This is a genomic window from Variovorax paradoxus, assembly GCF_030815975.1.
Classification (GTDB): domain Bacteria; phylum Pseudomonadota; class Gammaproteobacteria; order Burkholderiales; family Burkholderiaceae_C; genus Variovorax; species Variovorax paradoxus_N.
In genome coordinates this window covers 1,910,379-1,934,171 of sequence record NZ_JAUSXL010000002.1, presented here as the reverse complement: position 1 = coordinate 1,934,171, position 23,793 = coordinate 1,910,379, and the positions used below count along the sequence as shown (strand labels likewise).

General features: G+C 67.5%; 22 protein-coding genes. 14 read left to right on the top strand and 8 right to left on the bottom strand.

Annotated elements, in window-relative coordinates; all coding sequences use genetic code 11:
* Positions 1-548 precede the first annotated feature (548 nt).
* Both creB and creC read left to right on the top strand, forming a co-directional pair.
* Positions 549-1,334, top strand: coding sequence for a two-component system response regulator CreB (gene creB, locus QFZ47_RS12870; protein WP_307655992.1), 786 nt, complete (start codon positions 549-551; stop codon positions 1,332-1,334).
* Positions 1,331-2,770, top strand: a complete 1,440-nt coding sequence (creC, locus tag QFZ47_RS12865; RefSeq protein ID WP_307655991.1) for a two-component system sensor histidine kinase CreC — start codon at positions 1,331-1,333, stop codon at positions 2,768-2,770. The genes creB and creC overlap by 4 nt, the downstream gene beginning before the upstream one ends.
* 9 nt (positions 2,771-2,779) lie before the next feature.
* On the opposite strand, the gene QFZ47_RS12860 is transcribed toward creC, so the two are convergent.
* The 3 genes from QFZ47_RS12860 to creD all read right to left on the bottom strand — a co-directional run bounded on the left by QFZ47_RS12860 (position 2,780) and on the right by creD (position 7,403).
* Positions 2,780-3,385: a hypothetical protein gene (locus QFZ47_RS12860; protein ID WP_307655990.1), complete on the bottom strand. Its 606-nt coding sequence runs from the start codon at positions 3,383-3,385 to the stop codon at positions 2,780-2,782.
* Positions 3,386-3,467: 82 nt separating this feature from the next.
* Entirely contained in the window at positions 3,468-5,873 is a 2,406-nt protein-coding gene (locus QFZ47_RS12855) for a penicillin-binding protein 1A (RefSeq protein ID WP_307655989.1), read from the bottom strand.
* A gap of 48 nt (positions 5,874-5,921) precedes the next feature.
* Complete coding sequence (gene creD / locus QFZ47_RS12850; protein WP_307655988.1) at positions 5,922-7,403, bottom strand: cell envelope integrity protein CreD; 1,482 nt, start codon at positions 7,401-7,403, stop codon at positions 5,922-5,924.
* A gap of 209 nt (positions 7,404-7,612) precedes the next feature.
* Here creD and QFZ47_RS12845 point away from each other — a divergent pair, with 209 nt between their 5' ends.
* The 8 genes from QFZ47_RS12845 to QFZ47_RS12810 all read left to right on the top strand — a co-directional run bounded on the left by QFZ47_RS12845 (position 7,613) and on the right by QFZ47_RS12810 (position 16,078).
* On the top strand, positions 7,613-9,682 hold the full coding sequence (locus QFZ47_RS12845; protein ID WP_307655987.1) for a VIT and vWA domain-containing protein: 2,070 nt from the start codon (positions 7,613-7,615) through the stop codon (positions 9,680-9,682).
* An 18-nt stretch (positions 9,683-9,700) separates the two neighbouring features.
* On the top strand, positions 9,701-10,630 hold the full coding sequence (xrtQa, locus tag QFZ47_RS12840) for an exosortase Q (RefSeq protein WP_307655986.1): 930 nt from the start codon (positions 9,701-9,703) through the stop codon (positions 10,628-10,630).
* Complete coding sequence (xrtQb, locus tag QFZ47_RS12835) at positions 10,611-11,180, top strand: exosortase Q subunit 2 (protein WP_307655985.1); 570 nt, start codon at positions 10,611-10,613, stop codon at positions 11,178-11,180. The genes xrtQa and xrtQb overlap by 20 nt, the downstream gene beginning before the upstream one ends.
* 10 nt (positions 11,181-11,190) lie before the next feature.
* Positions 11,191-12,465 (top strand): biosynthetic peptidoglycan transglycosylase, encoded by a 1,275-nt coding sequence (locus tag QFZ47_RS12830; RefSeq protein ID WP_307655984.1) that lies wholly within the window; start codon positions 11,191-11,193, stop codon positions 12,463-12,465.
* A complete protein-coding gene (locus QFZ47_RS12825) occupies positions 12,462-13,214 on the top strand; it encodes a GNAT family N-acetyltransferase (RefSeq protein ID WP_307655983.1) in 753 nt (250 codons plus the stop codon). Before QFZ47_RS12830 ends, QFZ47_RS12825 begins: the two co-directional genes overlap by 4 nt.
* Positions 13,215-13,293: 79 nt before the next feature.
* Complete coding sequence (locus QFZ47_RS12820; protein ID WP_307655982.1) at positions 13,294-14,193, top strand: pirin family protein; 900 nt, start codon at positions 13,294-13,296, stop codon at positions 14,191-14,193.
* A gap of 74 nt (positions 14,194-14,267) precedes the next feature.
* A complete protein-coding gene (locus tag QFZ47_RS12815; RefSeq protein ID WP_307655981.1) occupies positions 14,268-15,359 on the top strand; it encodes a flavodoxin family protein in 1,092 nt (363 codons plus the stop codon).
* A 152-nt stretch (positions 15,360-15,511) separates the two neighbouring features.
* The gene (locus QFZ47_RS12810; protein ID WP_307655980.1) at positions 15,512-16,078 is read left to right on the top strand and encodes a Spy/CpxP family protein refolding chaperone; all 567 of its coding nucleotides are present in this window, start codon (positions 15,512-15,514) and stop codon (positions 16,076-16,078) included.
* Positions 16,079-16,160: 82 nt separating this feature from the next.
* Here QFZ47_RS12810 and QFZ47_RS12805 read toward each other — a convergent pair whose 3' ends face one another.
* Positions 16,161-16,589: a serine/threonine protein kinase gene (locus QFZ47_RS12805; RefSeq protein ID WP_307655979.1), complete on the bottom strand. Its 429-nt coding sequence runs from the start codon at positions 16,587-16,589 to the stop codon at positions 16,161-16,163.
* Between the two features lie 213 nt (positions 16,590-16,802).
* Here QFZ47_RS12805 and QFZ47_RS12800 point away from each other — a divergent pair, with 213 nt between their 5' ends.
* From QFZ47_RS12800 to QFZ47_RS12790, 3 genes are all read left to right on the top strand, one after another.
* Positions 16,803-17,588: an endonuclease/exonuclease/phosphatase family protein gene (locus QFZ47_RS12800; protein ID WP_307655978.1), complete on the top strand. Its 786-nt coding sequence runs from the start codon at positions 16,803-16,805 to the stop codon at positions 17,586-17,588.
* 32 nt (positions 17,589-17,620) lie between these two features.
* Entirely contained in the window at positions 17,621-18,889 is a 1,269-nt protein-coding gene (gene clsB / locus QFZ47_RS12795; protein ID WP_307655977.1) for a cardiolipin synthase ClsB, read from the top strand.
* 61 nt (positions 18,890-18,950) lie between these two features.
* A complete protein-coding gene (locus tag QFZ47_RS12790) occupies positions 18,951-19,922 on the top strand; it encodes a lysylphosphatidylglycerol synthase domain-containing protein (RefSeq protein ID WP_307655976.1) in 972 nt (323 codons plus the stop codon).
* Here the strand turns inward: QFZ47_RS12790 and QFZ47_RS12785 are convergent.
* Positions 19,919-20,494, bottom strand: a complete 576-nt coding sequence (locus tag QFZ47_RS12785; protein ID WP_307655975.1) for an acyloxyacyl hydrolase — start codon at positions 20,492-20,494, stop codon at positions 19,919-19,921. The two genes, QFZ47_RS12790 and QFZ47_RS12785, sit on opposite strands and share 4 nt — an antisense overlap.
* Before the next feature lie 202 nt (positions 20,495-20,696).
* Between QFZ47_RS12785 and QFZ47_RS12780 the strand changes: the two genes are divergently transcribed.
* Complete coding sequence (locus tag QFZ47_RS12780) at positions 20,697-21,194, top strand: polyhydroxyalkanoate granule-associated phasin (protein WP_307655974.1); 498 nt, start codon at positions 20,697-20,699, stop codon at positions 21,192-21,194.
* Positions 21,195-21,207: 13 nt separating this feature from the next.
* On the opposite strand, the gene QFZ47_RS12775 is transcribed toward QFZ47_RS12780, so the two are convergent.
* From QFZ47_RS12775 to QFZ47_RS12765, 3 genes are all read right to left on the bottom strand, one after another.
* Positions 21,208-22,455, bottom strand: a complete 1,248-nt coding sequence (locus QFZ47_RS12775; RefSeq protein ID WP_307655973.1) for a metallophosphoesterase — start codon at positions 22,453-22,455, stop codon at positions 21,208-21,210.
* Positions 22,456-22,588: 133 nt separating this feature from the next.
* A complete protein-coding gene (locus QFZ47_RS12770) occupies positions 22,589-23,077 on the bottom strand; it encodes a hypothetical protein (RefSeq protein WP_307655972.1) in 489 nt (162 codons plus the stop codon).
* 141 nt (positions 23,078-23,218) lie between these two features.
* Complete coding sequence (locus QFZ47_RS12765) at positions 23,219-23,731, bottom strand: hypothetical protein (RefSeq protein ID WP_307655971.1); 513 nt, start codon at positions 23,729-23,731, stop codon at positions 23,219-23,221.
* Positions 23,732-23,793 lie beyond the last annotated feature (62 nt).

The window sequence follows — 23,793 nt, the reverse complement described above, 5'->3', positions numbered from 1 at the left end:
GAGGACAAAGTTCGTTGGGCATACCGCCCAAAAGGTTCCGCCGCGGGTTCTCCCCACAAAGCTTGGGCAACTCTGTGGATAACACTCGCACTTCCTTGTAAGAAGAAGCCAAGTCCTTGATCTGAAAGGGAAATCTACAGTCTGCCCAAATAAGAGGCAATGAATTTCTCGCGCCGAAAAACGCCTTTGGCAGGTTTTCCGGACCGTGTCAAAGGACAACTCTGGGGAGATTTCCGGCACAAGCAGGGCGTTATCCACAGGGCGGGCGCTTCCAGCAATGTTGTTCCTTTTGACGCGACAGCACGGAAGCGCAGCTGCGCACAGTGACGCAGGTGTGACAAGTGCATGTCACGCAAGGGAAAAAGTGCCATGTCCACAGACAGGTGCTGCCCTTATCTACTACTACTAATTTGAATAAGAAGAATAAGAAATAGAAACGGAGACAACGCCTCGCCCAAAAAAAAGGCCGCGAACGGCCGCGCCGTGTTCGCGGCGCCACGCATCAAAACCGGCCCCGCCGATCGGCGCGCCGTCGCTAACATCCGGGGATGAGTTTCAAACCGCGCATCCTGATCGCCGAAGACGAATCGGGCATTGCCGACACCCTCCAGTACGTGCTGAAGAGCGATGGCTTCACGCCGGTCTGGTGTGCGACGGCCGAGGACGCCATCGCGCAGTTCGCACAGGAGCCGCCGGCGCTGGCGATCCTGGACGTGGGCCTGCCCGACCTCAACGGTTTCGAGCTGTTCAAGCGCCTGCGCGCGCTGAACCAGGCACAGGGCGGCGCCGAGGTGCCGATGCTGTTTCTGACCGCGAGAAGCGATGAGATCGATCGCGTGGTGGGACTGGAACTCGGCGCCGACGACTACATCGCCAAGCCCTTTTCTCCGCGCGAACTGGTGGCGCGGGTGCGCACCATCCTGCGGCGCAGCGCACGAGCGGCCCCTGGAGCGCCCGCGGGGCCGGGCAATGGGGTACCCCCTCGAATTCCGGATGCAGTGCCTCCAGCGGCCGCCCAGGCCCCCGCAATGCCGTTTGCACTGGACAACGAGCGCATGCAGATCCGCTACTACGGACGCCTGCTTGAGCTGTCGCGCTACGAATACGGGCTGCTGCGGCTCTTGGTACAGCGCCCGGGACGCGTCTTCACGCGCGACGAACTGCTGCAGCTGGTCTGGGACGACGCGAGCGACAGCTTCGACCGCACGGTCGACGCGCACGTGAAAACCCTGCGCGCCAAGCTCAAGGCCGTGGCGCCCGAGGTGGAACCGATCCGCACGCTGCGCGGCACGGGCTATGCGCTGAACGAAGAACTGCCCCTCAGCGCGCCGTGAGCAGGCGCACGCGGATATTCATCGGGATTCTGCTGATCTACACGGCGGGCATCGCGTTCCTGCTGTACCGCGTGGTCTCGGACATCGATCCGCGCTACCGCGAATCGGCCGAGGAATCGCTGGTCGAGACCTCGCAGCTCATGGCCAGCCTGGTCGAGCAGGATGTGATCGCGGGCGCCATCAACACCGCGCGGCTCGAGCCGCTGTTCCGCACGGTCTATGCGCGCGAGTTCTCCGCGCAGATCTACAACCTGCACAAGAACCGCGTCGAGCTGCGCGTGTACGTCACCGACCGCAGCGGCCGGGTGGTGTTCGACTCGCTCGGCAGGCACCTGGGCGCCGACTACTCGCTGTGGAGCGACGTGAGCCGCACGCTCGCCGGCCTGTACGGCGCACGCACCTCGCGAGACGTCGATGGCGATCCGCGCACCTCGGTGATGTACGTGGGCGCGCCGATCCGCTGGAACAACGAGATCGTCGGTATGGTCAGCGTCGGCAAACCGGTGCAGAGCTTCGGCCAGTTCGTGGAAGACGCGCGCGCCCGCACGCTGTGGGTGGGTGTGGGCTCGGGGCTCGCGCTGCTGCTGCTGGCGGTGATTGTCTCGGTCTGGCTGGTGCGGCCTTTCGGGCTGATCTCGGACTACTGGGCCTGGGTGCGCACGCAGCGCACGCTGAGCGTTTCTCGCATGGCGCGGCGCGCCGTGGATGCGGTGCGCACCGGCTTCAGCGAGATGCGCGATGCGCTGACGGGCCGCAACTACGTGGCCGACTACGTGCAGACCTTCACGCACGAAGTGAAGAGCCCGCTGTCGGCGATCCGCGGCGCAGCCGAGCTGTTGCAGGAACCGTCGATGCCGCATGCCGAGCGCGAGCGCTTCCTGAAGAACATCGAACGCGAAACGCAGCGCATCCAGGAAATCGTCGACCGCATGATGGAGCTCACCGCGCTGGAAACCCGCCACGGGCTCGACCGCACGGAGCCCGTGGCGCTGGCTTCGCTGATCGAGGACATCGCCATCAGCGCGCAGCCTGCGGCGGCCAAGCGCAACATCGGCGTGCGCGTGAACATCCGCGCCGAAGCCCACACCGAGGGCGACCCGTTCCTGCTGCGCCGCGCCATCAGCAACCTGCTCGACAACGCCATCGATTTTTCACCGCCGGACAGCGAGGTGCTGCTGACGCTGGAGACCACCTCGAAACTGGCGCGCGTGAGCGTGCGCGACCATGGCCCGGGCATTCCGGACTACGCACAGGAAAAGGTCTTCCAGAAGTTCTATTCGCTGGCGCGGCCGCACAGCCAGAAGAAGAGCACGGGGCTCGGGCTGGCCTTCGTGAAGGAGATTGCCGCGCTGCACCGCGGGCGCATCGAGCTCGGCAATGCGGCGCGAGGCGGCGCGGTGGCCACGCTCACGCTGCCGCTGCTGCCACACCATTGAACGAAGGGATCACTGGCCCGTGAGCGCCGCGTAGGCCCGCCGCGTTGCGGGGCTCACGGCCTCGAGCAATTGCTCGTACGAGGTCTTGTGCCGCGCCAGCATGCGCGCCGACGCCACCGTCTTCGACTTGCAGTACCAGTGGCAGGTGTGCTGCATCAGGAACAGCTCGGCCGACATGGTGAAGGCCTTGGCCTTCGGCGAGCGGCCCGCTTCGTTGCGCATGACCTCGGCAATGCCGCGCGCGTGGATGGTCAGCGCTTCGCGCAGATCGAAGGTGGCGGCCGGAAACAGCTTGTGCGCGAACGGAATGGCCACGGGCAGCTTGCTCACGCGCGCGTCCGCCGCGTCGACGCGGGCAAACTCGGCCGCGAAGCTGTCGAACTGGGCCGAGAGCTTTTCCTCGGTGGAGTCGAGCAGGCTCCAGATCTGCTGGCGCCGCGCGGCGTCGTCCTCGCCCAGGCAGCGCAGGTAGCCCTCGGTGAGCGTTTCCATCAGTCTTTCAATCTGGTATCGGCCCAGATGGCTGCCAAGCAGCGCGATGCGGTGGCGCTGGTCCCTGGACTTGAGGATGTAGGCGCCGACGACGATCAATGTCGCCAGGGTGAGAATTTCCATGGGAAGAAGCGTGGGAAGGTGAAGCGGGAAAAGGTCGCACCGAGTGTAGAGACTCGGTACGGCGCCTTCCTTTCTGCAGGCCTCAGCGGAAGAACTCGAGGATGCGGTTGCGCTCTTCCGGCTGCGGCGGCGGGCCGAGCGGCGGCGGGGCGGCCGGCGGCACGCCCGAGAGTTCTTCGGCCGGCGCTGGCGGCGCCTCGCTCTCCACGCCCAGGCTCGCCACGCTGTGGCCCGGCGTGAAGTCGTCGAAGTACCACTCGCCGTCGACGTTGACGACGCCCGGCGGCTCGGGAATCTTGCTCACCGGCACGCCCTTGAGGGCCGCCTGCATGTAGCCGATCCAGATCGGCAGGCTCAGGCTGCCGCCGGTTTCGCCGCGCACACCCAGCTGGCGCGGCGTGTCGTAGCCGATCCATGCAATGCCCACGGTGGTGGGCTGGAAGCCCGCGAACCAGGTGTCGAAGGAGTCGTTGGTGGTGCCGGTCTTGCCGAACAGGTCGTCGCGCTTGAGCGCCTGGTAGGCGCGCGCGGCGGTGCCGCCCTTCACCACGCTCTGCAGCAGCGAATCCATGATGAAGGCGTTGCGCTGGGGAATGGCCCGGCGGCTTTCGTCGAGCACCGGCGGTTCGGTCTCGAGCAGCACCTTGTCGCGCAGGTCGGTGATGCGCGTGACCAGGTATGGGTTGACCTTGTAGCCGCCGTTGGCGAACACCGAGTAGGCGGTGGCCATCTGCATCGGCGTGACCGAGCCGGCACCCAGCGCCATCGGCAGGTAGGCCGGATGCTTGTCCTTGTCGAAGCCGAACCGCGTGATCCACTCCTGCGCATACGGCGCGCCGATGGACTGCAGCAGGCGCACCGTCACCAGGTTCTTCGACTTCATCAACGCGGTGCGCAGCGGCATCGGCCCCTCGAAGCCGCCGTCGAAGTTCTTCGGCTCCCAGGGCTGGCCGCCGGGCGTGCCCGGCTCGAAGTACAGCGGCGCATCGTTGACGATGGTGGCCGGCGTGAAGCCCTTCTCGAGCGCGGCCGAGTAGATGAAGGGCTTGAAGCTCGAACCCGGCTGGCGCCAGGCCTGCGTGACGTGGTTGAACTTGTTCTTGCCGAAATCGAAGCCGCCCACCAGCGACTTGATGGCGCCGGTGCGCGGATCCATGCCGATGAAGGCGCCCTCCACTTCGGGCAGCTGCGTGATTTCCCAAGTGTTCTTCGGCGTCCGGGCCACGCGGATCACCGCGCCGCGGCGGATCTTGATGTGGGGCGGCGCCTTCGCCGCGAGCCCCGATTGCGCGGGCCTGAGGCCTTCGCCGCTGATCTGCACGGTTTCGCCGTTCGCGCGCACCGCGTTGATTTCCTTGCTGCTGGCCTCCAGCACCACGGCGGCCATCAGGTCGCCGTTGTCGGGGTGCTCGGCCAGCGCATCGTCCACCGCCTCGTCGACTTCCTTGGGCTCGTCTGGCAGATCGACGAAGCGCTCGGGCCCGCGATAGGGCTGGCGCCGCTCGTAGTCCATGATGCCCTTGCGCAGCGACCTGTAGGCCGCCGTCTGGTCGGCCGCGACCAGCGAGGTGTAGACCTTCATGCCGCTGGTGTAGATGCTGTCGCCGTACTGCGCGTACATCATCTGGCGCACCGTCTCGGCCACGTATTCCGCATGCAGCCGCTCCGGGTCGGCGGCATCGCGCAGATGCAGTTCCTCCTTCTTGGCCTCGGCCGCCTGCTCGGCGGTGATGAAGCCGGTTTCGTGCATGCGGTCGATCACGTAGAGCTGCCGTGCGCGGGCGCGCCGCGGATTGGCCACAGGGTTGTTCGCACCGGGCGCCTTGGGCAGGCCGGCCAGCATGGCGGCTTCGGCCATGGTGACGTTCTGCAGCGGCTTGCCGAAATACGCTTCGGACGCGGCGGCAAAGCCATAGGCGCGATTGCCCAGGTAGATCTGGTTCAGGTAGATCTCCAGGATCTGGTCCTTGGTGAGCTGCTGCTCGAGCCGCAGGGCCAGCAATATCTCGTAGGCCTTGCGGCTCAGCGTGCGTTCGGAACTCAGGTAGACATTGCGCGCCACCTGCATCGTGATGGTCGAGGCGCCCTGCTTGCGGCCGCCCTTCAGGCTGGCCACGGCCGCGCGCACGAAGCCCTTGTAGTCGACGCCGCCGTGGTCGTAGAAGCGCGCGTCTTCCACGGCCAGCACCGCGTCCTTCATGACCTTGGGAATGCTGGCAAAGGGCGTGAGCATGCGGCGCTCTTCGCCGAACTCGCCGATGAGCGTGCCTTCGACCGAATACACGCGCAGCGGCAGCTTGGGCCGGTAGTCGGCCAGTTCGGAAATGTCGGGCAGCCGGGGATAGATGGCGGCCACCGCGACGACAGCGGCCACCAGCAGCACCAGCGCGCCGGAGCCTGCCACGATGGCGCTCCATCGCGCCACACGCCGCAGCCGCATCGAACGCTGCGAGCGCGCCGGCCCGGTGGAGGGAGAAGAATCGTCCATGAAGATCAATCGCAAATAAGTAAGGAAAAAAACAGTCCGTAGCGTCGGTTACACGGACGCGGCCGCTTCAGGTAAGACCGGCTCGGGCGTTCGGGGGTTCCCGGCCGACAGTGCATACCAGTCGACCTTGCGGGTGGCGAGCATCAGCACCGCCAGCATGCCGAATGTCAGCAGGGCGCCGAGCAGCAGGGCATTGCTTTCCGATGCCAGCAGGCCGTAGAGCGCGCCATAGAGTACCGCGACATAGGCCCCGAAGCCCGCCCCGCGTTTCCAGCTTTGCAAGACCGCGCTGAAATAGATGCCGAGCAGCAGCACGCTCGCGCCGGCCGCGCCGGCATAGGCCAGCCAGAAGGCCAGCTTCTCGGACAGGGCCAGCAGCAGCAGGAAGAACAGCGCGATCGAAAGGCCGACCAGCCCGTATTGCACCGGGTGCATGCGCTGCCTGCGGAACAGCTCGAACATGAAGGCCGCCATGATCACCAGGCCGATGAAGAGCGCGCCGTACTTGCCGGCGCGCGTGCTCATCGAATACACGTTGACCGGCTGCGCGAGCGACACGTCGAAGGTCTGCAGCGGGCCGAGGTTGCGTTGCGCACGGTGGGTTGCGACGACGGCTGCCGCTGTGGTGGCGTCGGCGGCATCGCCGCGGCCCGACAGTCCGGCGCGCACCTGCTCGCGTGCGGAAGTCACGAGCGAGGACACGCGCCAGTGTGCATCGAAGCCCCGCGGCGTCACTTCGCGCTGCGTGGCGAGAAAGCGGCCGCCGAAACTCGGATGCGCCCAGGGCGAGCGCAGGTGGGCGGTGGTCTCGTCGCCAATCGGCACCATCGAGAGCGTGTCCTGCCCGACCAGGCCGAGCTTCATCTCGAAGGGCAGCGGCGCCTTCGCCTCCCATGCGGCGAGCGCGGCGCCGGTGAGCGGTGCGTGGATGCCATCGGCCAGCGGGGCATCGTCCGCCAGGCCAGGCACGCGCTGCCTGAAACGCAAGACCTCGCCATTCATTGCGATGGACGGCGAACCGTCGAGCCCGCGCAGGTCGCTCACACCGAAGACGATGAAGGGTGCCTTCAATTCGATGCGCGAATCGGTTTCGCTGTGCGCCACGGACTTGGTATCGAGGGCCGCAAAGCCGCCGCCGAGCGTGGCGCTGAGCGTATAGAACGGAATCCTGAAGATGCCCCGATAGCGCTCGTGCGGCGCCATCGAACCTTCGATGTGCAGCTTGTCGGGAAACACCACGTGGGTCATTTCCTTGCTGCGCGCCTCCTGGCCGATCACCTGGCCTTGCGCATTGCGCAGCGGCTCCGTCCAGCGCTCCGTGTAGGGCACCAGCAGCAGCGGCCCCACCACCGTCTGCGGGCCCGCATAGGTGGCGGCAAGCTCCTCGGCCGCTTCGCGCTGGCTGTGGCCGCGCTCGCGGTTGATCGAATTGATCTCGGCCAGCGGAATGCACAGCAGGAGCGTGAGCATCAGCAGCCCGGCCACCTTGACCAGCATCGAACCCTGCAGGGCCTTCAGCAACTGGAACATGTTCTTTTCTCCTCTTCGATGACGAAGCCGCGATGCTCGCTGCGCGATCCGAAGGCCGTGTGAAGCGTGGCCGCCGGCGGACTTCACACAGGCTTCACACAACGCGGCATCCGGTGGCCGGACTTCAAGCAGCCTTCCAACTTCCTTCTCGCGCGGTGCCGACAGTTGCGGCTGTGCAAGTTCGCACGGACACCAACACCCACACCGCCATGGATGCCCACACCTCCACCCGTCCCGGCCGCTGGCTCTGGCTCGCCACCGTGAGCCTGGCCACCGCGGGCTTCGTCGCGCTCAGCCTCAACCCCGTGCATGCCGAGGAAGCACCCGGCCCGCGGCTGAAGACCGAGAGCCCGTACTTCTTCGTGAAGAGCGACGATCCCTCGGTCGACCGCCTGCCGCTCAAGGCCACCGAGGTGGCGGTGAAGATCTCGGGCGTCATTGCCGACGTGACCGTCACGCAGACCTACCGCAACGAGGGCCAGCGCGCCATCGAGGCCAAGTACGTGTTCCCCGGCTCGACCAAGGCCGCCGTCAGCGGCCTCAACGTGCGCCTGGCCGATCGCCTGATCACCGCGCAGATCCGCGAGAAGCAGCAGGCGCAGATCGAATACGACACGGCGAAGAAGGAAGGCAAGACCGCCGCGCTGCTCGAGCAGCACCTGCCCAACGTGTTCCAGATGAACGTCGCCAACATCCTGCCGGGCGATGACGTGAAGGTGGAGCTGCGCTATACCGAACTGCTGGTGCCGCAGTCGGGCAACTACGCGTTCGTGTTTCCCACCGTGGTGGGCCCGCGCTACAACAGCCCGCAGTCGGAGAACGCCCAGGCCCAGTGGGTGGCGCAGCCCACGCTGCGCGCGGGCGTGGCGCCGAACACCAGCTTCAGGCTCAAGGCCAGCATCGATACACCCATGGGGCTGAAGGAGGTGCGCTCGTCGTCCCACACGGTCGAGGTGAAGAAGAGCGACGAAGACCGGCATGCCGACATCGTGCTCGCGGCCGACGGCCGCCCCGCCGACAACCGCGACTTCGTGCTCGACTACCGCCTTGCAGGCGAAAAGATCGAATCGGGCCTGATGCTCTACAAGGGGCAAGGGGAGAACGCCGAGAACTTCTTCCTCGCCATGGTCGAGCCGCCCAAGGCCGTGGCCGCCAGTGCCATTTCGCCGCGCGACTACATCTTCGTGGTCGACATCTCGGGGTCGATGCACGGCTTTCCGCTCGACACCGCCAAGACGGTGCTCGAGCGGCTGATCGGCGGCCTCAGGCCGAGCGACACCTTCAACGTGCTGCTGTTCTCGGGCAGCAACAAGATGCTCTCGCCCAGGTCGGTGCCGGCCACGCGCGCCAACATCGAGCAGGCGCTGGCCACCATCCAGAACTACAGCGGCAGCGGCAGCACCGAGCTGATTCCCGCGCTCAAGCGCGTCTACGCCGAACCGAAGGAAGAGAAGGTCTCGCGCACCGTGGTGCTGGTGACCGACGGCTACGTGACGGTCGAACGCGAGGCTTTCGAACTGGTGCGCAAGAACCTCTCGAAGGCCAATGTGTTCGCCTTCGGCATCGGTTCGTCGGTGAACCGCAGCCTGATGGAAGGCATTGCGCGCGCCGGCATGGGCGAGCCCTTCATCATCACCGACCCGATCCAGGCGCCAGAGCAGGCTGCGCGCTTCCGCCGCATGGTGGAGTCGCCGGTGCTCACCAATGTGAAGCTCACTTTCGGCGGGCTCGACGTGTACGACGTAGAGCCGCAGGCGCTGCCCGACGTGCTGGGCGAACGCCCGGTGATCGTGTTCGGCAAGTGGCGCGCGGATGCGGAAGGAAAAGCCAAGGGCCGCGTCATCGTCGAAGGCCGGGGCGCCAACGGCCCGTACCGCCAGGAACTGCGCATCGATCCGCAACTGCGCCAGGACACCGCCGCGCTGCGCACGCTGTGGGCGCGCCACCGCATCCAGAGCCTGAGCGACCAGGAAACGCTCGAGGGCGGCGCCGCCTTCAAGGAGCGCATCACCGAGCTCGGCCTGAAGTACAGCCTGTTGACGCAGTACACCAGCTTCATTGCCGTGGACAAGCTGGTGCGCAACCCCGCGCCGCAGAACAGCGTGGGCGTGAACCAGCCATTGCCGCTGCCGCAGGGCGTGAGCGAGCTCGCACTCGGCGCTGAAGTGCCGAGCACGCCGGAGCCCGAAACGCTGGGCGCCATTGCCGTGGTGCTGTCGATGCTCGCGATGCTGCGCCGCCGCGCGCGCCGCAACGATCCGCGCCGCTTCACGGCCTGAGCCAAGGGACGAAGAAAAATGTCACTGGCCGCACTCGCCCATCGCCATCCGCGCATCGTGGATTGGGGCATCCACATCGACCGCGCACCGGCCGCCGGCTGGCTCGCACTGCAATTCGCCGCGCTCGCGCCGACCTGGGCCTGGATGGTCCGGCGCCTGCGCGACGGCTCCGACGATCCGCTGGGCCTGCTGGCGCTGGCTGCCTTGGCCGCGCTGGCCTGGCACTGCCGGCGCGAACTGCGGGCCGCGCCGCGGCTGGGCTGGCTGGCACTGGCGGGCGCCGGCACCGTGCTCGCGACCTTGCTGCGCACCGGGCTCGGCGTCCTGCCTGCGCTGCCGCCGCTCGCGGCGGGCCTGGTGGCCGTGCTGGCGCTGGCGTGCGGCCTGCTGGCCTTCCTGCCGCGGCGCGTGGCCGCGCTGCCGGTGGCCGGCCTGGCGGTGCTCGCGCTGCCGCTGCTGTCGTCGCTGCAGTTCTATGCGGGCTATCCGCTGCGCGTGGTCACGGCCGAGGCGAGCCGCTGGCTGCTGGCGCCGGGCTTCCGCGTGGCGCGCGAAGGCAGCAGCCTCGTGGTCGATGGCCGGCTGGTGATCGTCGATGCGCCATGCTCGGGCGTGCAGATGGTGTGGCTCGGCTACTTCACGGCTTGCGCCGTGGCGCTCTGGGCCCGCCGCACGGATCGAGGCTTCCTGCGCCGGCTGCCGATGGTTGGTCTCCTGGTGCTGGCCGGCAACATCCTGCGCAACAGCGTGCTGATTGCATTCGAAGGCGCGGGCCATCCGCTGGCGCCCTGGGCGCACAACCTGCTCGGGCTGCTGGTGCTGGCCGTTGTGTGCGGCAGCATCGCCCGCCTGATGGTGCCGGCGCGCACCCTGCCCGCGTTCGCCGACCAGCCCATTCCGGGTCTGATCACCGCGCAGGGAGGCCGCCATGTCGACACGGTTCTTTGAAGTCTTTTTCGCTAACCACTTCATCAACCGCATCGGCCACAAGACGGTCTTTGCGCTCGTGATGCTGCTGTGCATGCTGTGGTCGACCGCTGCGGCGCTGCGCGCGCCGCCCGAACCCTCGATGGCCGCGGCCTCGCATGAATGGCCCAGCCAGTGGGACGGCGTTCCACTGCGGCCGCTGGCGCTCGGGGACGTCGAACAGCGCTTTGCCGATCGCTTTCCGGGCGCCATCGGCCGCATGACCGACGGCACGCAGACCATCGTGCTTCGCGCGGTGAACACTCCCACGCGCATGCTGCATCCGGCCGCCGACTGCTATCGCGCGCTGGGCTTTCGCATCGAACAGGCGCGTCTCGAACGCGATGCGCAGCAGCGGCTGTGGCGCTGTTTTGTTGCGCAACGGCACAGCGAGCAAAAGATCCATGTCTGCGAGCGCATCGTCGATGCCGAAGGCACGGCTTTCACCGACACTTCAGCCTGGTACTGGGCGGCGGCCAGTGGACGCTCGAGCGGTCCGTGGCAAGCTGTGACGGTGGCGAGGCCGATGTGATGAGAGTTTTGTGAAACAGTTTCTGCGATTCGTGATCTACGGGCTGCTGGCCCTTGTCGTGACAACCTGTGTTGCTATCTTCCTGATAGTAAAACTGGTGCTTGCGCCGGCAGCGGGTGAATGGAGCACCACGGTCGAGGCCGGCCCGCTGCGCGTGGCAGTGGGCGTGCCCACGGCGGTGCGCCTGGCCACCTCGTCGTGGTTCGCGCCGCGGCTCGACGGACATTCGTTCGACAGCCGGTTCGGCACCCTGCAGTTCGCCTGGAAGGAAGCAGCAGGCGTGCTCGAAGTGCGCTGTTCGCCCTGCAGCGCCGAAGTTCCGGCGCTCGGCACGCAGCCGATCGTGTTCGAGGGCCTGGTCGCCACCGTGAAACGGGACGGCAACACGCTGGCCGGCACCATCGAAGCCACGCCCCGCAGTGCCGATGCCGCGGCCGTGCTCCAGGGCCAGTGGGAAGGACACCTGCCGCCCAAGGGCAGGGGCCTGCAGCTCAGCGCCGACATCAAGGACGCGCCGATTGCCCGCTGGTATGCGGTGCTCGCGCCCAACCTGCCCGAACTGCAGCGCGCGCGCATCGGCGGCACGCTGGCGTTGCGCGGGCAAGTCGCGCTGCCCGAGGCCACGTTCGCGCTGCAACCCACCGTGAGCCAGTTCACCGTCGAGGGCCTGGGCACCGAAGCCATGCTCGGCGCGCGCACCAGCTGCGGCGCAGCCTCGAAGCTGGCCAACGACAGCTGGCTGGCGCGCGCCGTCATCGCGGCCGAAGACCAGCGCTTTTTCACCCACGCCGGCTACGACCTGGCGGAGATCGTCGCTTCGATCGACAACAACCAGAAGGATGGCCAGCCCAAGCGCGGCGGCAGCACGCTGACGCAGCAGCTCGCCAAGATGCTGGTGACCGGCAGCGACCGCACGGCAGAACGCAAGCTGCGCGAGCTGCTCTACGCGGTGGAAATGGAACAGACCCTGGGCAAGGCGCGCATCCTGCAGCTCTACCTGGACAACGCGCCATGGGGCGGCAATCTCTGTGGTGCCGAAGCCGCGGCCCGGCGCTATTTCAAGCGGTCCGCGCGCAGCCTGGAGCCCGCGCAGGCGGTCTGGCTCGCGTCCATGCTGCACAAACCGCAGGCGGTGCTCGAGCAATGGCGGCGCGACGGGCAGATCGACCCCAACCGCACCAAGTGGGTCGCCGAGAGCGTGCGCGGCATCAGCCGCAACCAGCGCGAGGTGCTGCTCAAGAGCGTTGCGGCCGCCCGATTCACAGCACCGGAGGCGGCCCCATGAACGAGGTTGAAGCCATCGAGCGCGCCACCGTGGCCGCCGTTTCGCCGCTTGCCGTCGAAGAGCTCGACGGCTGGCTGCTCCCTTTCGACGACGGCACCGTCAAGCGCGCCAGGTCGGCCGTTCCGCTGCATCGCGACCCTGTCGGTAGCGGCACGATCGACCGCATCGAGGACCGCTACGACAGCCGCCAGTTCGTGCCCGCGTTCCGCCTCGCCGACGAGCCCTGCTTCGCGGCGCTGCAGTCCGAACTGGAGCAGCGGCACTACGTCGCGGACTCGCCGACCTGCGTGCAGATCGGCTCCGCCAGGCGCATGCGCGAGGTGGCGGCGGCCGGTGCCGCGCCGGCCGACGTCGATCCTGCACCCGACGGCGCCTGGGCCGCCCTGTTTCTAGGCGAAGGCTTCGATCCCGTGGACGGCGCCCATCGCGTGCGGGCGCTGTCGCGCGCCCAGGACTCGCTCTATGCCAGCGTGCGCGAGGGCCGCCGAACCGTCGCCGCGGGCGCCATGGCCTTCGGCCACGGATGGGCCAGCGTGCACGGCATGCGAACCGAGCAGTCGCAGCGCGGCCGGGGCCTGGCCGGACGCGTGCTGGCGGGCCTCGCGCGGGCGGCGCTCGAGCGCGGCTTCGAGCGCGTGTTCCTGCAGGTCGATGCGCAGAATCCGGCCGCCCATGCGCTCTACCGGCGCGCCGGTTTTTCGACGCAGTGGCAGTACCGCTACTGGCAGCGCCAGCAGTGGCCGCGCTGAAGGCGCACCGAGGCGCCGAGGCGGATTCCGCAATCCCTACCGGGTGGCGCGGTCGGGCCGTTAGTGCCACCATGGCTGCATGAAGAATGCAAACCACCACGCCAACCACCCGACCGATCCCGTGGCCACGCCGCGTGGCATCGACCACATCGTGGCCGGCGTTTCCACCAGCGATGGCGACGGCGTCAAACTCACCCGCGTGCTGCAGCAGCCGCTGCAAAAAAGGCTCGACCCCTACCTGATGCTCGACGCCTTCGGCAGCGACAACCCGGGCGACTACATCGGCGGCTTTCCCAACCATCCGCACCGCGGTTTCGAAACGGTGACCTACATGATCGCGGGCCGCATGCGGCATCGCGACAGCGCAGGCCACGAAGGGCTGCTGCAGAACGGCGGCGTGCAATGGATGACGGCTGGCCGCGGACTCATCCACAGCGAACTGCCGGAGCAGGAAGACGGCCTGATGGAAGGCTTTCAGCTCTGGCTCAACCTGCCGGCCAGGGACAAGATGCGCGAGCCCTGGTATCGCGACATCCAGAGCGAGGAAATTCCGGAATACACCACCGCCGCGGGCGTGCACGTGCGCGTGATCGCCGGTGCGAGCCATGGCATCGAGGGCGCGGTGCGGCGCGAGCACACCGAGCCGCTGTACCTCGACATCACGCTGCCGCCCGGCGCGGAGTTCGCCCAGCCCCTGCCGGACGACCACAACGCGCTGGTGTATGCGTACCGCGAATCGGTGTGGATCGCGGGCAGCGAGGTGCCGACGCGCCGCATGGCCATTCTTGCGAACGACCCCGGCAGCGACGGCGTGGTGCTGCGCGCGGGCGCCACCAACCACAGCCCGGCGCGCGCATTGCTGATCGCCGGCAAGCCGCTGCACGAGCCGATCGCGCAGTACGGTCCTTTCGTGATGAATACAGAGGAGCAGGTGAAGCAGGCCGTGCAAGACTTCCAGGACGGCAAGTTCGGCGAGTGATGTAGTCGCAGGCCTACCGAAAATCGGCATTGCCCGCAGGTCACGGGCGGGCGCATGGCGCATAGATTGGCCCCATGCCCCGCCGCACGATCAAAGCCCCCCAGGTCCGCAAGGGACAGGCGCCCGAGACCTTGAAGCGCGACCGGTTCCACGAGCGCTTCATGCAATCCTTCCAGGACCCCGCCTTCCGGGCCGAAAAAGATGCGCTGCAGCGCATCGAGCTCATCGCATGGGAGGCCTACGAGCAAGGCCGCAAGGCGCCTGTCACACGCAAGGCCGGCCCCGGCCATGCCGACCCCGACTACGAACTCTCCGTCGACTGGCTCGAAGCCCGGGCGCGCATCGACGCGGCGCAGGCCGCATGGGGCCAGGCGCAGACGAAGTCGCGCGTGCTGCTGGTCAATGGCTCGCCGCGCAACGACGGCACCTGCCCTGGCGAAATCTCCAAAACCTGGCGGCTGGTGCAGCTCGCGCGCGAAGTGCTCGATGGCTGCGGCATCGAGGCCGACGTGCTCGACCTGAGCCTGCTCGCCTCCGACTACGGGCGCCACATCCATCCCTGCAAGGGCTGCGTGTCCACCGCCATGCCGCTGTGCCACTGGCCCTGCAGCTGCTACCCGAACCATGCAATGGGCCAGACCGGCGACTGGATGAACGAGATCTACGAGCGCTGGGTCGCGGCGCACGGCGTGATCCTGTTCACGCCCACGCACTGGTACCAGTCCGCCAGCCCGCTCAAGCTCATGGCCGACCGGCTGGTGTGCGCCGACGGCGGCAATCCCGACCCCACCAGCACCCACGGCAAGAAGCCCGACGAAGCCAAGGCCCTCGAACTCGAGGGCTGGGGCTATCCCAAGCACCTGAGCGGCCGCGTCTACGGCGTGGTGGTGCACGGCGACGCCGCCGGCGTCGAGAGCGTGCGCCGCAACCTGTCGGACTGGCTCGACTGGATGGGCCTGGTCGATGCGGGCGCGCAGGCCCGGCTCGACCGCTACATCGGCTACTACGAGCCCTATGCCACCAGCCACGACAGCCTCGATGCCGACGAAGACGTGCAGGAAGAAGTACGCAACGTGGCCCGCGCCGTGGCCCTTGCGGTCGGCGAACTGCGCGCGGGCAGGCTGCAGTCGCCCGACCGCGGATTGAAGCCCCCGAGGCTCAAGTGAGCCGCGCTGCGGGCGGCGCCGGGTCGGCGTTTTCATTCATGATTCTTTACGCACGCTCACTTCCGGCTCACCTGGGGGATACAGAGGTCTTCCACACTTCGTCCCACCTGCTGCCCCTTGGCGGCGGGCTTCTTCGAAAGGAAGCACTTTTCATGATCTCTCTTCGCCAACGCATCGTCTGGGCCAGCCTTCTGGGTTCGGCCGCCCTCGCCTCTTCGGGCGCCTTTGCACAGACCCCGGCGGCGCCCGCCACTTCTTCCACGCCTTCTGCCGCCGTCGCGCAGGCTGACGCCGGCGCACCCAAGGCGCAGCACAAGCGCATGGACCCGGCCCAGCGCATGGAGCGCATGCAGGCGCATCGCGCCAAGCGCCTTGCCGCGCTGAAGGAAAAGCTCAAACTGAACGCCGGACAGGAAAGCGCATGGACCACCTTCGCTGCCGCCAGCCAGCCGCCAGCCGGGGCCCGCCCGCAGCGCATGGACCGTGCGGAATTCGCCAAGCTCACCACGCCCGAGCGCCTGGAGCGCATGCAGGCCCGCCAGGCCGAGCGCAGTGCCAGGTTCGCCAAGCGCGCCGAAGCCACCAAGGCCTTCTATGCCGCGCTGACACCCGAACAGCAGAAGACCTTCGACGCGGAAACGGTGCATGCCGGCATGCACGGCCACCGCGGCCATCATGGCCCTCACGGCGAGGCCGCCACGGCCCCTGCCAAGAGCTGACCCGCAGAGCGCCCGAGCCGGCGCACACAATGAAAAGCCCGCGATGCCTCGAGCACCGCGGGCTTTTTCCGTCCACCGGCGCTTATTGAGGCGTACCGGTCTTTTCGGTCGGATTCGTGGGCACGTCCGGCCGTTCGCCCCGCTGGCCGAACTGGGGCTTGGGCTTGCGGGCCATCTGGCTCACCTCGGCGCGCGACATCTCGCCGGTGGGTTGCGGCATGGCATTCGGCTGCGCGTTTACCGTGGTGCTGGCCTCGCCCTTGGGCACCAGGTTGTTGGTGTTGTTGCGGTTGTGGGCGCGCGCCTCGGCCTTCACGGCTTCGCGCGAAGCCGGCATGCTCGCATCGGGGCGCTGCGGCGGGTTGGGCACGCCGACGGGGGTCTGCGTGCTGGCTTGGCCGCCCACGGCCGGGTCCGGCTGGGCGGGTATCGACGTGGCCTGCGCCATGGCGGCGCCGGCCGCGGCCATCAGGCCGGCCAGCGCCGTGGCGTGAAGGATTGCGTGCTTCATGGTGCGTTCCTTTAAAAAATGATGTGATGAAGAAAGACCGCCGGCTTGTTTCCTGCGGCCTGAAAAATCACCGTAGGAGGCCTCCGATGCGGGATGTGTCGGGGTGCGGCAGGCCTGCCTGTAGGAGCCGGCCGTCCCGTCGCGAAAGGCGGTGAAGAAGGTGGCGCGTTCCTACAGGCGCGCCGTTCGCGGCAACGTACAACCGCAAGACCGATGTCTTCCTCCTCGCCGATTCCACTTGCCGTCGCGGCGCCGACCTCGCTCAAGGTCATGACGGTGAACACCCACAAGGGCTTCACCGCGCTCAACCGCAAGTTCATCCTTCCGGAACTGCGCGATGCGGTGCGCACCGTGGGGGCCGACGTGGTGTTCCTGCAGGAGGTGCTCGGCACCCATTCGCGCCATTCGCGCCGGGTCAACAACTGGCCCGAGGCGCCGCACTACGAATTCCTTGCCGACACCATGTGGCCGCAGTTCGCCTATGGGCGCAACGCCGTGTACCCCCGGGGCCACCACGGCAATGCGGTGTTGTCCAAGTTTCCGATCGTGCATTTCCGCAACCACGACGTGTCGGTGGCCGGGCCCGAAAAGCGCGGCCTGCTCCATTGCGTGCTGCGCCTGCCGGGCCGCACGGTCGACGTCCATGCGATCTGCGCGCATCTCGGCCTGGCCGAGGCGCACCGGCAGCAGCAGCTGGAACTGCTGTTGCACATCGTGCGCGACGAGGTGCCGGCCGATGCGCCGCTGGTCGTCGCGGGCGACTTCAACGACTGGCGCGGCCGTGCGCACCAGGTGCTGGAGGAAGGCGCCGGCCTGCGCGAGGTTTTCGTGCATGCGAACGGCTCGGCCGCCAAGACCTTTCCGGCGCGCTTTCCGCTGCTGTCGCTCGACCGCATCTATGTTCGCAACGCGGGCGTGCACGCGCCCGTGGTGCTGCCGCGCAAGCCCTGGTCGCATCTGTCGGACCACGCGCCGCTGGTTGCGAACATCGACCTTTGAAGCGGCCACGTCCATGACCTGCGGTGAACGCCATGGATAACGTCGGCCGGTGGGTGGGCGGCAACCGCATCGCGCTGCTCGAGAACGGCGAGGAGTTCTTCACGCGCGTGTTCGACGCGATTCGCCAGGCCCGGCGCGAAGTCATCATCGAGACCTTCATCCTGTTCGAGGACAAGGTGGGCCTCGCGCTGCAGGCCGCCATGCGTTCGGCGGCCCAGCGCGGCGTGAAGATCGACCTGATGGTCGACGGCTTCGGCTCGCCGGATCTCTCGCGCGAATTCATCGCAGGGCTGAGCGGCGTGGGCGTGAGGGTGCGAGTGTTCGATCCGGCGCATCGCATCCTCGGCCAGCGGCTGAACGTGTTTCGCCGGATGCACCGCAAGATCGTGGTGGTCGATGGAGAACTCGCGTTCGTGGGCGGCCTCAACTATTCGGCCGACCACCTGCTGGACTACGGACCCAAGGCCAAGCAGGACTATGCGGTGGAACTGCACGGCCCGGTCGTGGCGCAGATCCACCAGTTCGTGCTGCGTGCCATTGCGCTCGGCGACAAGGGGCCGCGCTGGTTTCGCCGCCGGCTCCGGCAGGCGCCGCCTGCCGACCGGGAGGCCGTCGGCGATGTGGAGGCCGTGCTCATCACGCGCGACAACCGCCGCCACACCGGCGACATCGAACGCGAATACCTGGCCGCGATCCGCGCCGCACGCAAGCGCATCGTGATTGCCAATGCGTATTTCTTTCCCGGCTACAGGCTCATCAAGGAGCTGCGCCGTGCCGCCCGGCGCGGCGTGGATGTGCGGCTCATCCTGCAGGGCGAGCCCGACATGCCGATCGTCAAGACGGCCGCGACCATGCTCTACCACCACCTGCTGCATGCGGGCGTGCGCATCTACGAATACTGCGACCGCCCGCTGCATGCCAAGGTCGCGCTGATGGACGACGAGTGGACCACGGTCGGTTCGAGCAATCTCGATCCGCTGAGCCTGTCGCTCAACCTGGAGGCCAATGTGTTCGCGCGCGACAAGGCCTTCAACCAACTGCTGTGGGAACGCATGGACACGCTCATGCGCGAGAGCTGCCAGCAGATCGGCGTGGCCGACCTGGAGAGCGGATGGAGCGGCTGGCGGCTGGTGCGCAGCTTCTTCATCTTCCACTTCCTGCGCTGGTATCCGTCATGGCTGGGCTGGCTGCCGCGGCAGGTGCCGCGCCTCACCCTGGCCGAGGCCACCGAGCTTGCAGAGAAGCGCGAAAAGCGCGAAGGCACCGGCGACAACGGGGCCGCGCCGACGGAAGCGGCATGAGCCCCCGCCCGGCCGCTCCGAAGGGGGCTCGCACCGCAGCGCGCAGCGCGGAGGTCACCCGGTGAACACCCGGACCGCCCGCCTCGCGCACCGGCCCTGGTGGCCCTGGCTGCGTCGCATCGCGGTCTGGGCCTTCTTCGGCCTGATTGCCTGGCTGCTCGTGAGCCAGGCGCGCGCCATCGACTGGCAGGAGGTGTTCGACGCCATGCGCGCACTGCCCGCGGCCACGCTGTGGCTGGGCGGCGCGCTGGCCGCCACCAGCTTTGCGATCTACAGCACCTACGACCTGCTGGGCCGCCATCTCACGCGCCACCCGCTCGGCGCCCGCACCGTCATGGGCGTGACCTTCATCAGCTACGCCTTCAACCTCAATCTCGGTTCGCTGGTGGGCGGCGTGGCGTTCCGCTACCGGCTCTATTCGCGCCTGGGCCTCCCTAACGGCACCATCACGCGCGTGCTCGGCTTCAGCATGCTGACCAACTGGCTCGGCTACCTGGTGGTGGCGGGGGTGGCCTTCTGCTTCTGGCCGCTGGCGCTGCCGGCCGAATGGAAGATTGGCAACGGGGGCCTGCGCATCCTGGGCGCGGTGTTGCTGCTGCTGGCCGCGGCCTACTTCGTGCTGTGCGCGCTGGCCAGCGGGCACGTCTTCCGGCTGCGCCACTATCCGTTCAAGGTGCCGTCCCTTCGAATGGCCTCGCTCCAACTGGCCATGTCGTGTCTGAACTGGTCGCTGATCGGCGGCGTGATCTGGGTCCTGCTGCAGGGCGAAGTGGCCTATCACGCGGTGCTCGCGGTGCTGCTGGTGGCCGCGGTGGCGGGCGTGGTCACCCACGTGCCGGCCGGCCTTGGCGTGCTGGAGGCGGTGTTCCTTGCGCTGCTCTCGCACGAAGTGCCGCAAGGCCGGCTGCTGGGCGTGCTGCTGGTCTACCGGGGGCTCTACTACCTCTTGCCGCTGGGTGTGGCCACCGTGGCCTATTTCGCCACTGAACTGCGTGCGCGGCGCTGGCGGCACGCGACGGCGTCGAAACGCTAGAAGTGATAGGTGTAGCGCACGCGGACAAAGTTTTCGCCCGGATTCGGCTTCTTGATGCCCGCGTTCGAGAAATGCTGCAGCCGCAGCGTCAGTTCGTGCTTGCCGTCCTCGCCGAAGCTGCGTCCCAGGCCCAGCACTTCGGTGAACTGGAACGCGGTGCTGAAGCTGCGATCGGGCGTCCTGTAGAGGTGGTCCATCACCGTGCCGCCCACGCCGCCTTCGGCAAACCACGGCGAACTGCCGCCGTCGAAGCGGTAGCGCCAAGTGTAGATCGCGCCGATCTGCGTGTAGTTGCGCGAACTGCTGCCCAAAGCCGGCGCATGCCATTGGCTCGCGAACAGATCCCAGTAGGAAGTGAGCGCGCCTTCATGCACCGGCTGGCGCGGCGACCACGGCAGCGTCATGCCCACCGTGGCCGAATCGGTGCCGCCCTTGTCGCCGTGCGGCGCATGGCCGCCCTCGAGATAAAAACCGCGTGCACTGTCTTCGAATGCATGAGCCTGTGCGCCCAGCAGGCACAGGACGCCTGCGAACACGGCGGCCCCGAGGGACGCGGACCTGTGTGCTTTCATGATGTGGTTGTTGTCTGCAAATAATGAAAGAAAAGAAAAGAAATAATTACTTTCCGCGGCCGTCCGCGCCTTTGGCCGCGGCTATTGCCACGTCGAAAAGTAGGACTTGTTCAACAAAATTGCAGAGTCGATTTTGTTGCGGTGCAGCAATTCATGCGGCTCGGGCCTATAGTGGGGTTCATCCGTCCTCATAAATCGCACCATGCCGTCCCTCACCTCTGTCGCCCGCCTGTCCAACCCGCTGATGCTGTGGGTGGATGTGGCCCTCAAGACCCAGGAGATGCTGCTGTCCTCCGGGTCCGTGATCCAGATGCGCACCGAGCGCATGGCCAAGGCGGGGCTCGCGCCCAGCGCGGCCGATCTCGCGGAGTTCCAGCTCATGGGCGATGAAAAACTCGCCGCTGCCAGCGAATCGGGCGTGGCCATGGTCAGGCAATGGCACAGCAGCCACGTCTCGCTGGCGAGCCGCGCCCTTCAACAATGGCTTTTGAGCGCCGGGGCCTTTCTGTCGATGGCCGGCAGCGTCACCCCCGCGCAGGCCGCGGAGCGCAGCGATGCCTTCGTTCAGGCCACGGCCCGGGCCGCGGGCACGGCCAGCCGGCTTTCGGGCACGGCGGTGCGCATTGCACGCGACGGACTGAAGCCGATCCACGCCGCAGCCACCTCGAACGCCCGCCGGCTGGCCGAGTTGCGCGGCTGACCGGGCGGGCGCGTCAGCCGCGCGCCATGACCAGCGTCAGCAGCGTGATCTCGGACGGCGCGCCGAAGCGCTTGGGCGGCCCCCAATAGCCCGTGCCGCGGCTCACGTAGATCCACATGTCGTGCAGCCGGTGCAGCCCGGCGGTGAAGGGCTGCTGCATCGGCACGAACAGATTCCACGGAAAGAACTGGCCGCCGTGCGTGTGGCCCGACAGCTGCAACTGGTAGCCGGCCTGGGCCGCCAGCATTGCGCTGCGCGGCTGATGCGCCAGCAGCACCCGCGTGTGCACCAGCGGCGGCGCATCGAACAGCGCCAGGTGCGGGTCGCTGGCGTGCGCGGCATCGAAATGGCCGGCAGTGAAATCGGTCACGCCCGCCAGCACCAGCTGGCTTTCGAACAGCTCTTCGTCGTTCTGCGCGCCGCGCACGTTGCGCGTCTGCAGCACCACATGCTCGTTGAGCAGCACCTTCAGCCCCAGCCTGCGCAGCTCGTCGATCCATGCATGCGCGCCGGCGTAGTACTCGTGATTGCCCGTCACCACGAAAGTACCGTGGCGCGCCCGCAGCCCGGCCAGCGGCGCAATGTGCTCGCGCAGCTCGGCCACGCTGCCGTCCACCAGGTCGCCGGTGATCGCGATGGCATCGGCGCCGAGCCGGTTCACCGCATCGACGATGCGCTGGATGTAGGCGCTGCGGATGGTCGGGCCGACGTGGATATCGCTGAGCTGCGCGATCGTGAAGCCCTCGAGCGCCGCGGGCAGCCCATGGATCGGAACCTCCACGCGCTTCACGTCCGCGGTGCGGCGGGCATTGAGAAAACCCACCGCCGACACCAGCGTGGCCAGCACCAGCACGGCCATCGCACTCCATGGCAGCACGGCATGCCAGGGCACCGGAGCGCCGAACAGCACGCTCGCGAGCCAGGCGAGCAGCAGGCCCGCGTCGCGCAGCAGCGTCGACACGAACAACGAGGAGAACCATCCCATGCTGATCAGGCCCGTCCATTGGAGCAACTCGCCCGCCGAGGCGCCGCGCTCCGAGCGGCGCGAGACAAAGGGCAGCGGAATCGTGACGGCCGAGATGGCGAGCGCGGCCAGCGCGAGCGGCCAGGCCGGCGTGAGCATGGCCAGCGCGGGAAGCAGGCGCAGCGCGATGTAGGCATGCAGGAGCGCGGTGAGCACGCTCAGGGAACGTATCGGCATGGGGGCAATGGGAATGGGCGTTGCCCGGGATACGGCATCTGCAAGGCGCATGCCGCGCATTCAAGGCGGCTTGCGATCGATCGCTCGCTATTTTTTCTATAGCGCGAGGCTTCCGGATAGCGGGGTGCCGCGAGCGGCTTGGGCGAGAAAGCCGCAGGCCCGGCACCCCGCCGCCGGGACCCTGGCTCGAAGCCTACTGCACCGTCCGCGTGCCGGCCGAAGCCATGTCGGTGCCCGCCGGCCACATGAATGCCGCCCGTGCGGGCGCTCCCGGCATCACCTGCAGCGTTTGCTTGAGCGTATTTCCACGCAAGCGAGCTTCCACTTCATAGGTGCCGGGGTCGAGCCGCGCCACCATGAACGGGCCGGCCGACTCCACGTTGTCGAGCAGCACGGTGCCGTGGCTGTCGCGCACCGTCACGCGGACGTCGGATGCGAACTCGGCGCCCTTGTGGTCCTTGATCGCGAATTCGAAGGTGGCGGGCCAGCGCGGCGCCACCGTCTCCATCAGTTTGGCTTCGTCGCTGCCGATGCCGCCGCTCATGTATTCGATGCCGTGCGTCATGCGGATCGGCGGATTGACCGTCGCATGCGCCGAAGAGGAAAGCGCCGCGAGAAGAACGGCGCCGCACAGCATGGCGGCCGCCAGGGGCCGCGTCTGCGATGAAATCCGGGGGATCATGGTCCGAGTCCTTTCTTTCTTCCTTGCTTGCTTGTCTGCGTGGCCGGGAAAAGGCCACGGCGCCACTGTGCGGCGCACGGCTTAGGCAAGGCTTAACGGAAAGGGCAAGGCCCGGCCGAGGCCGGGGAAAGAAAGGAAAGCTCAGCGCGCCGCGGAGGTCTGCGCGAGCGCTTGCGGCGCCGGCGGCAGCACCGAGGCCATGTCGAAGTTCGACGGCCACATGAACACGGCCCGGGCCGGCATGCCCGCAATCACCGTCAGCGTCTGCGTGATCGTCAAGCCGCCGAGCGTGACGTTCACGTCGTAGGCGCCGGGATCCAGCCGCGCGAGCATGTAGGGGCCCTGCGACTGCGCTTCCATCACGGGCCGGCCCGTGTACTTCTCGCGCACCTGGACCGCGGCGCGCATCGGGAAACTGCCGCCCTGCGCGCTGTCGTTGATGCCGAACTCGATGGTGGCCGCCCAGCGCGGCGACACCATCTGCATGAAGGCGGCCTCGGCCTTGTTCGTGCCGCCGCACATGTATTCGACGCCCTGCGCCACCTGGATGGGCGGGTTCGAGAATGCATGGGCCGATGTCATCGCCCCGAAGAATGCTGCAGTGCCGCCCAGTACCAATGCAGCCATCGGCTGCCGCAGACGCATAAGGTTCATTGCTTCGATGTCCTCGATCATGGGTGACGTGAAATCCGTCGAGGATTTTGCTTAGCAAGAGT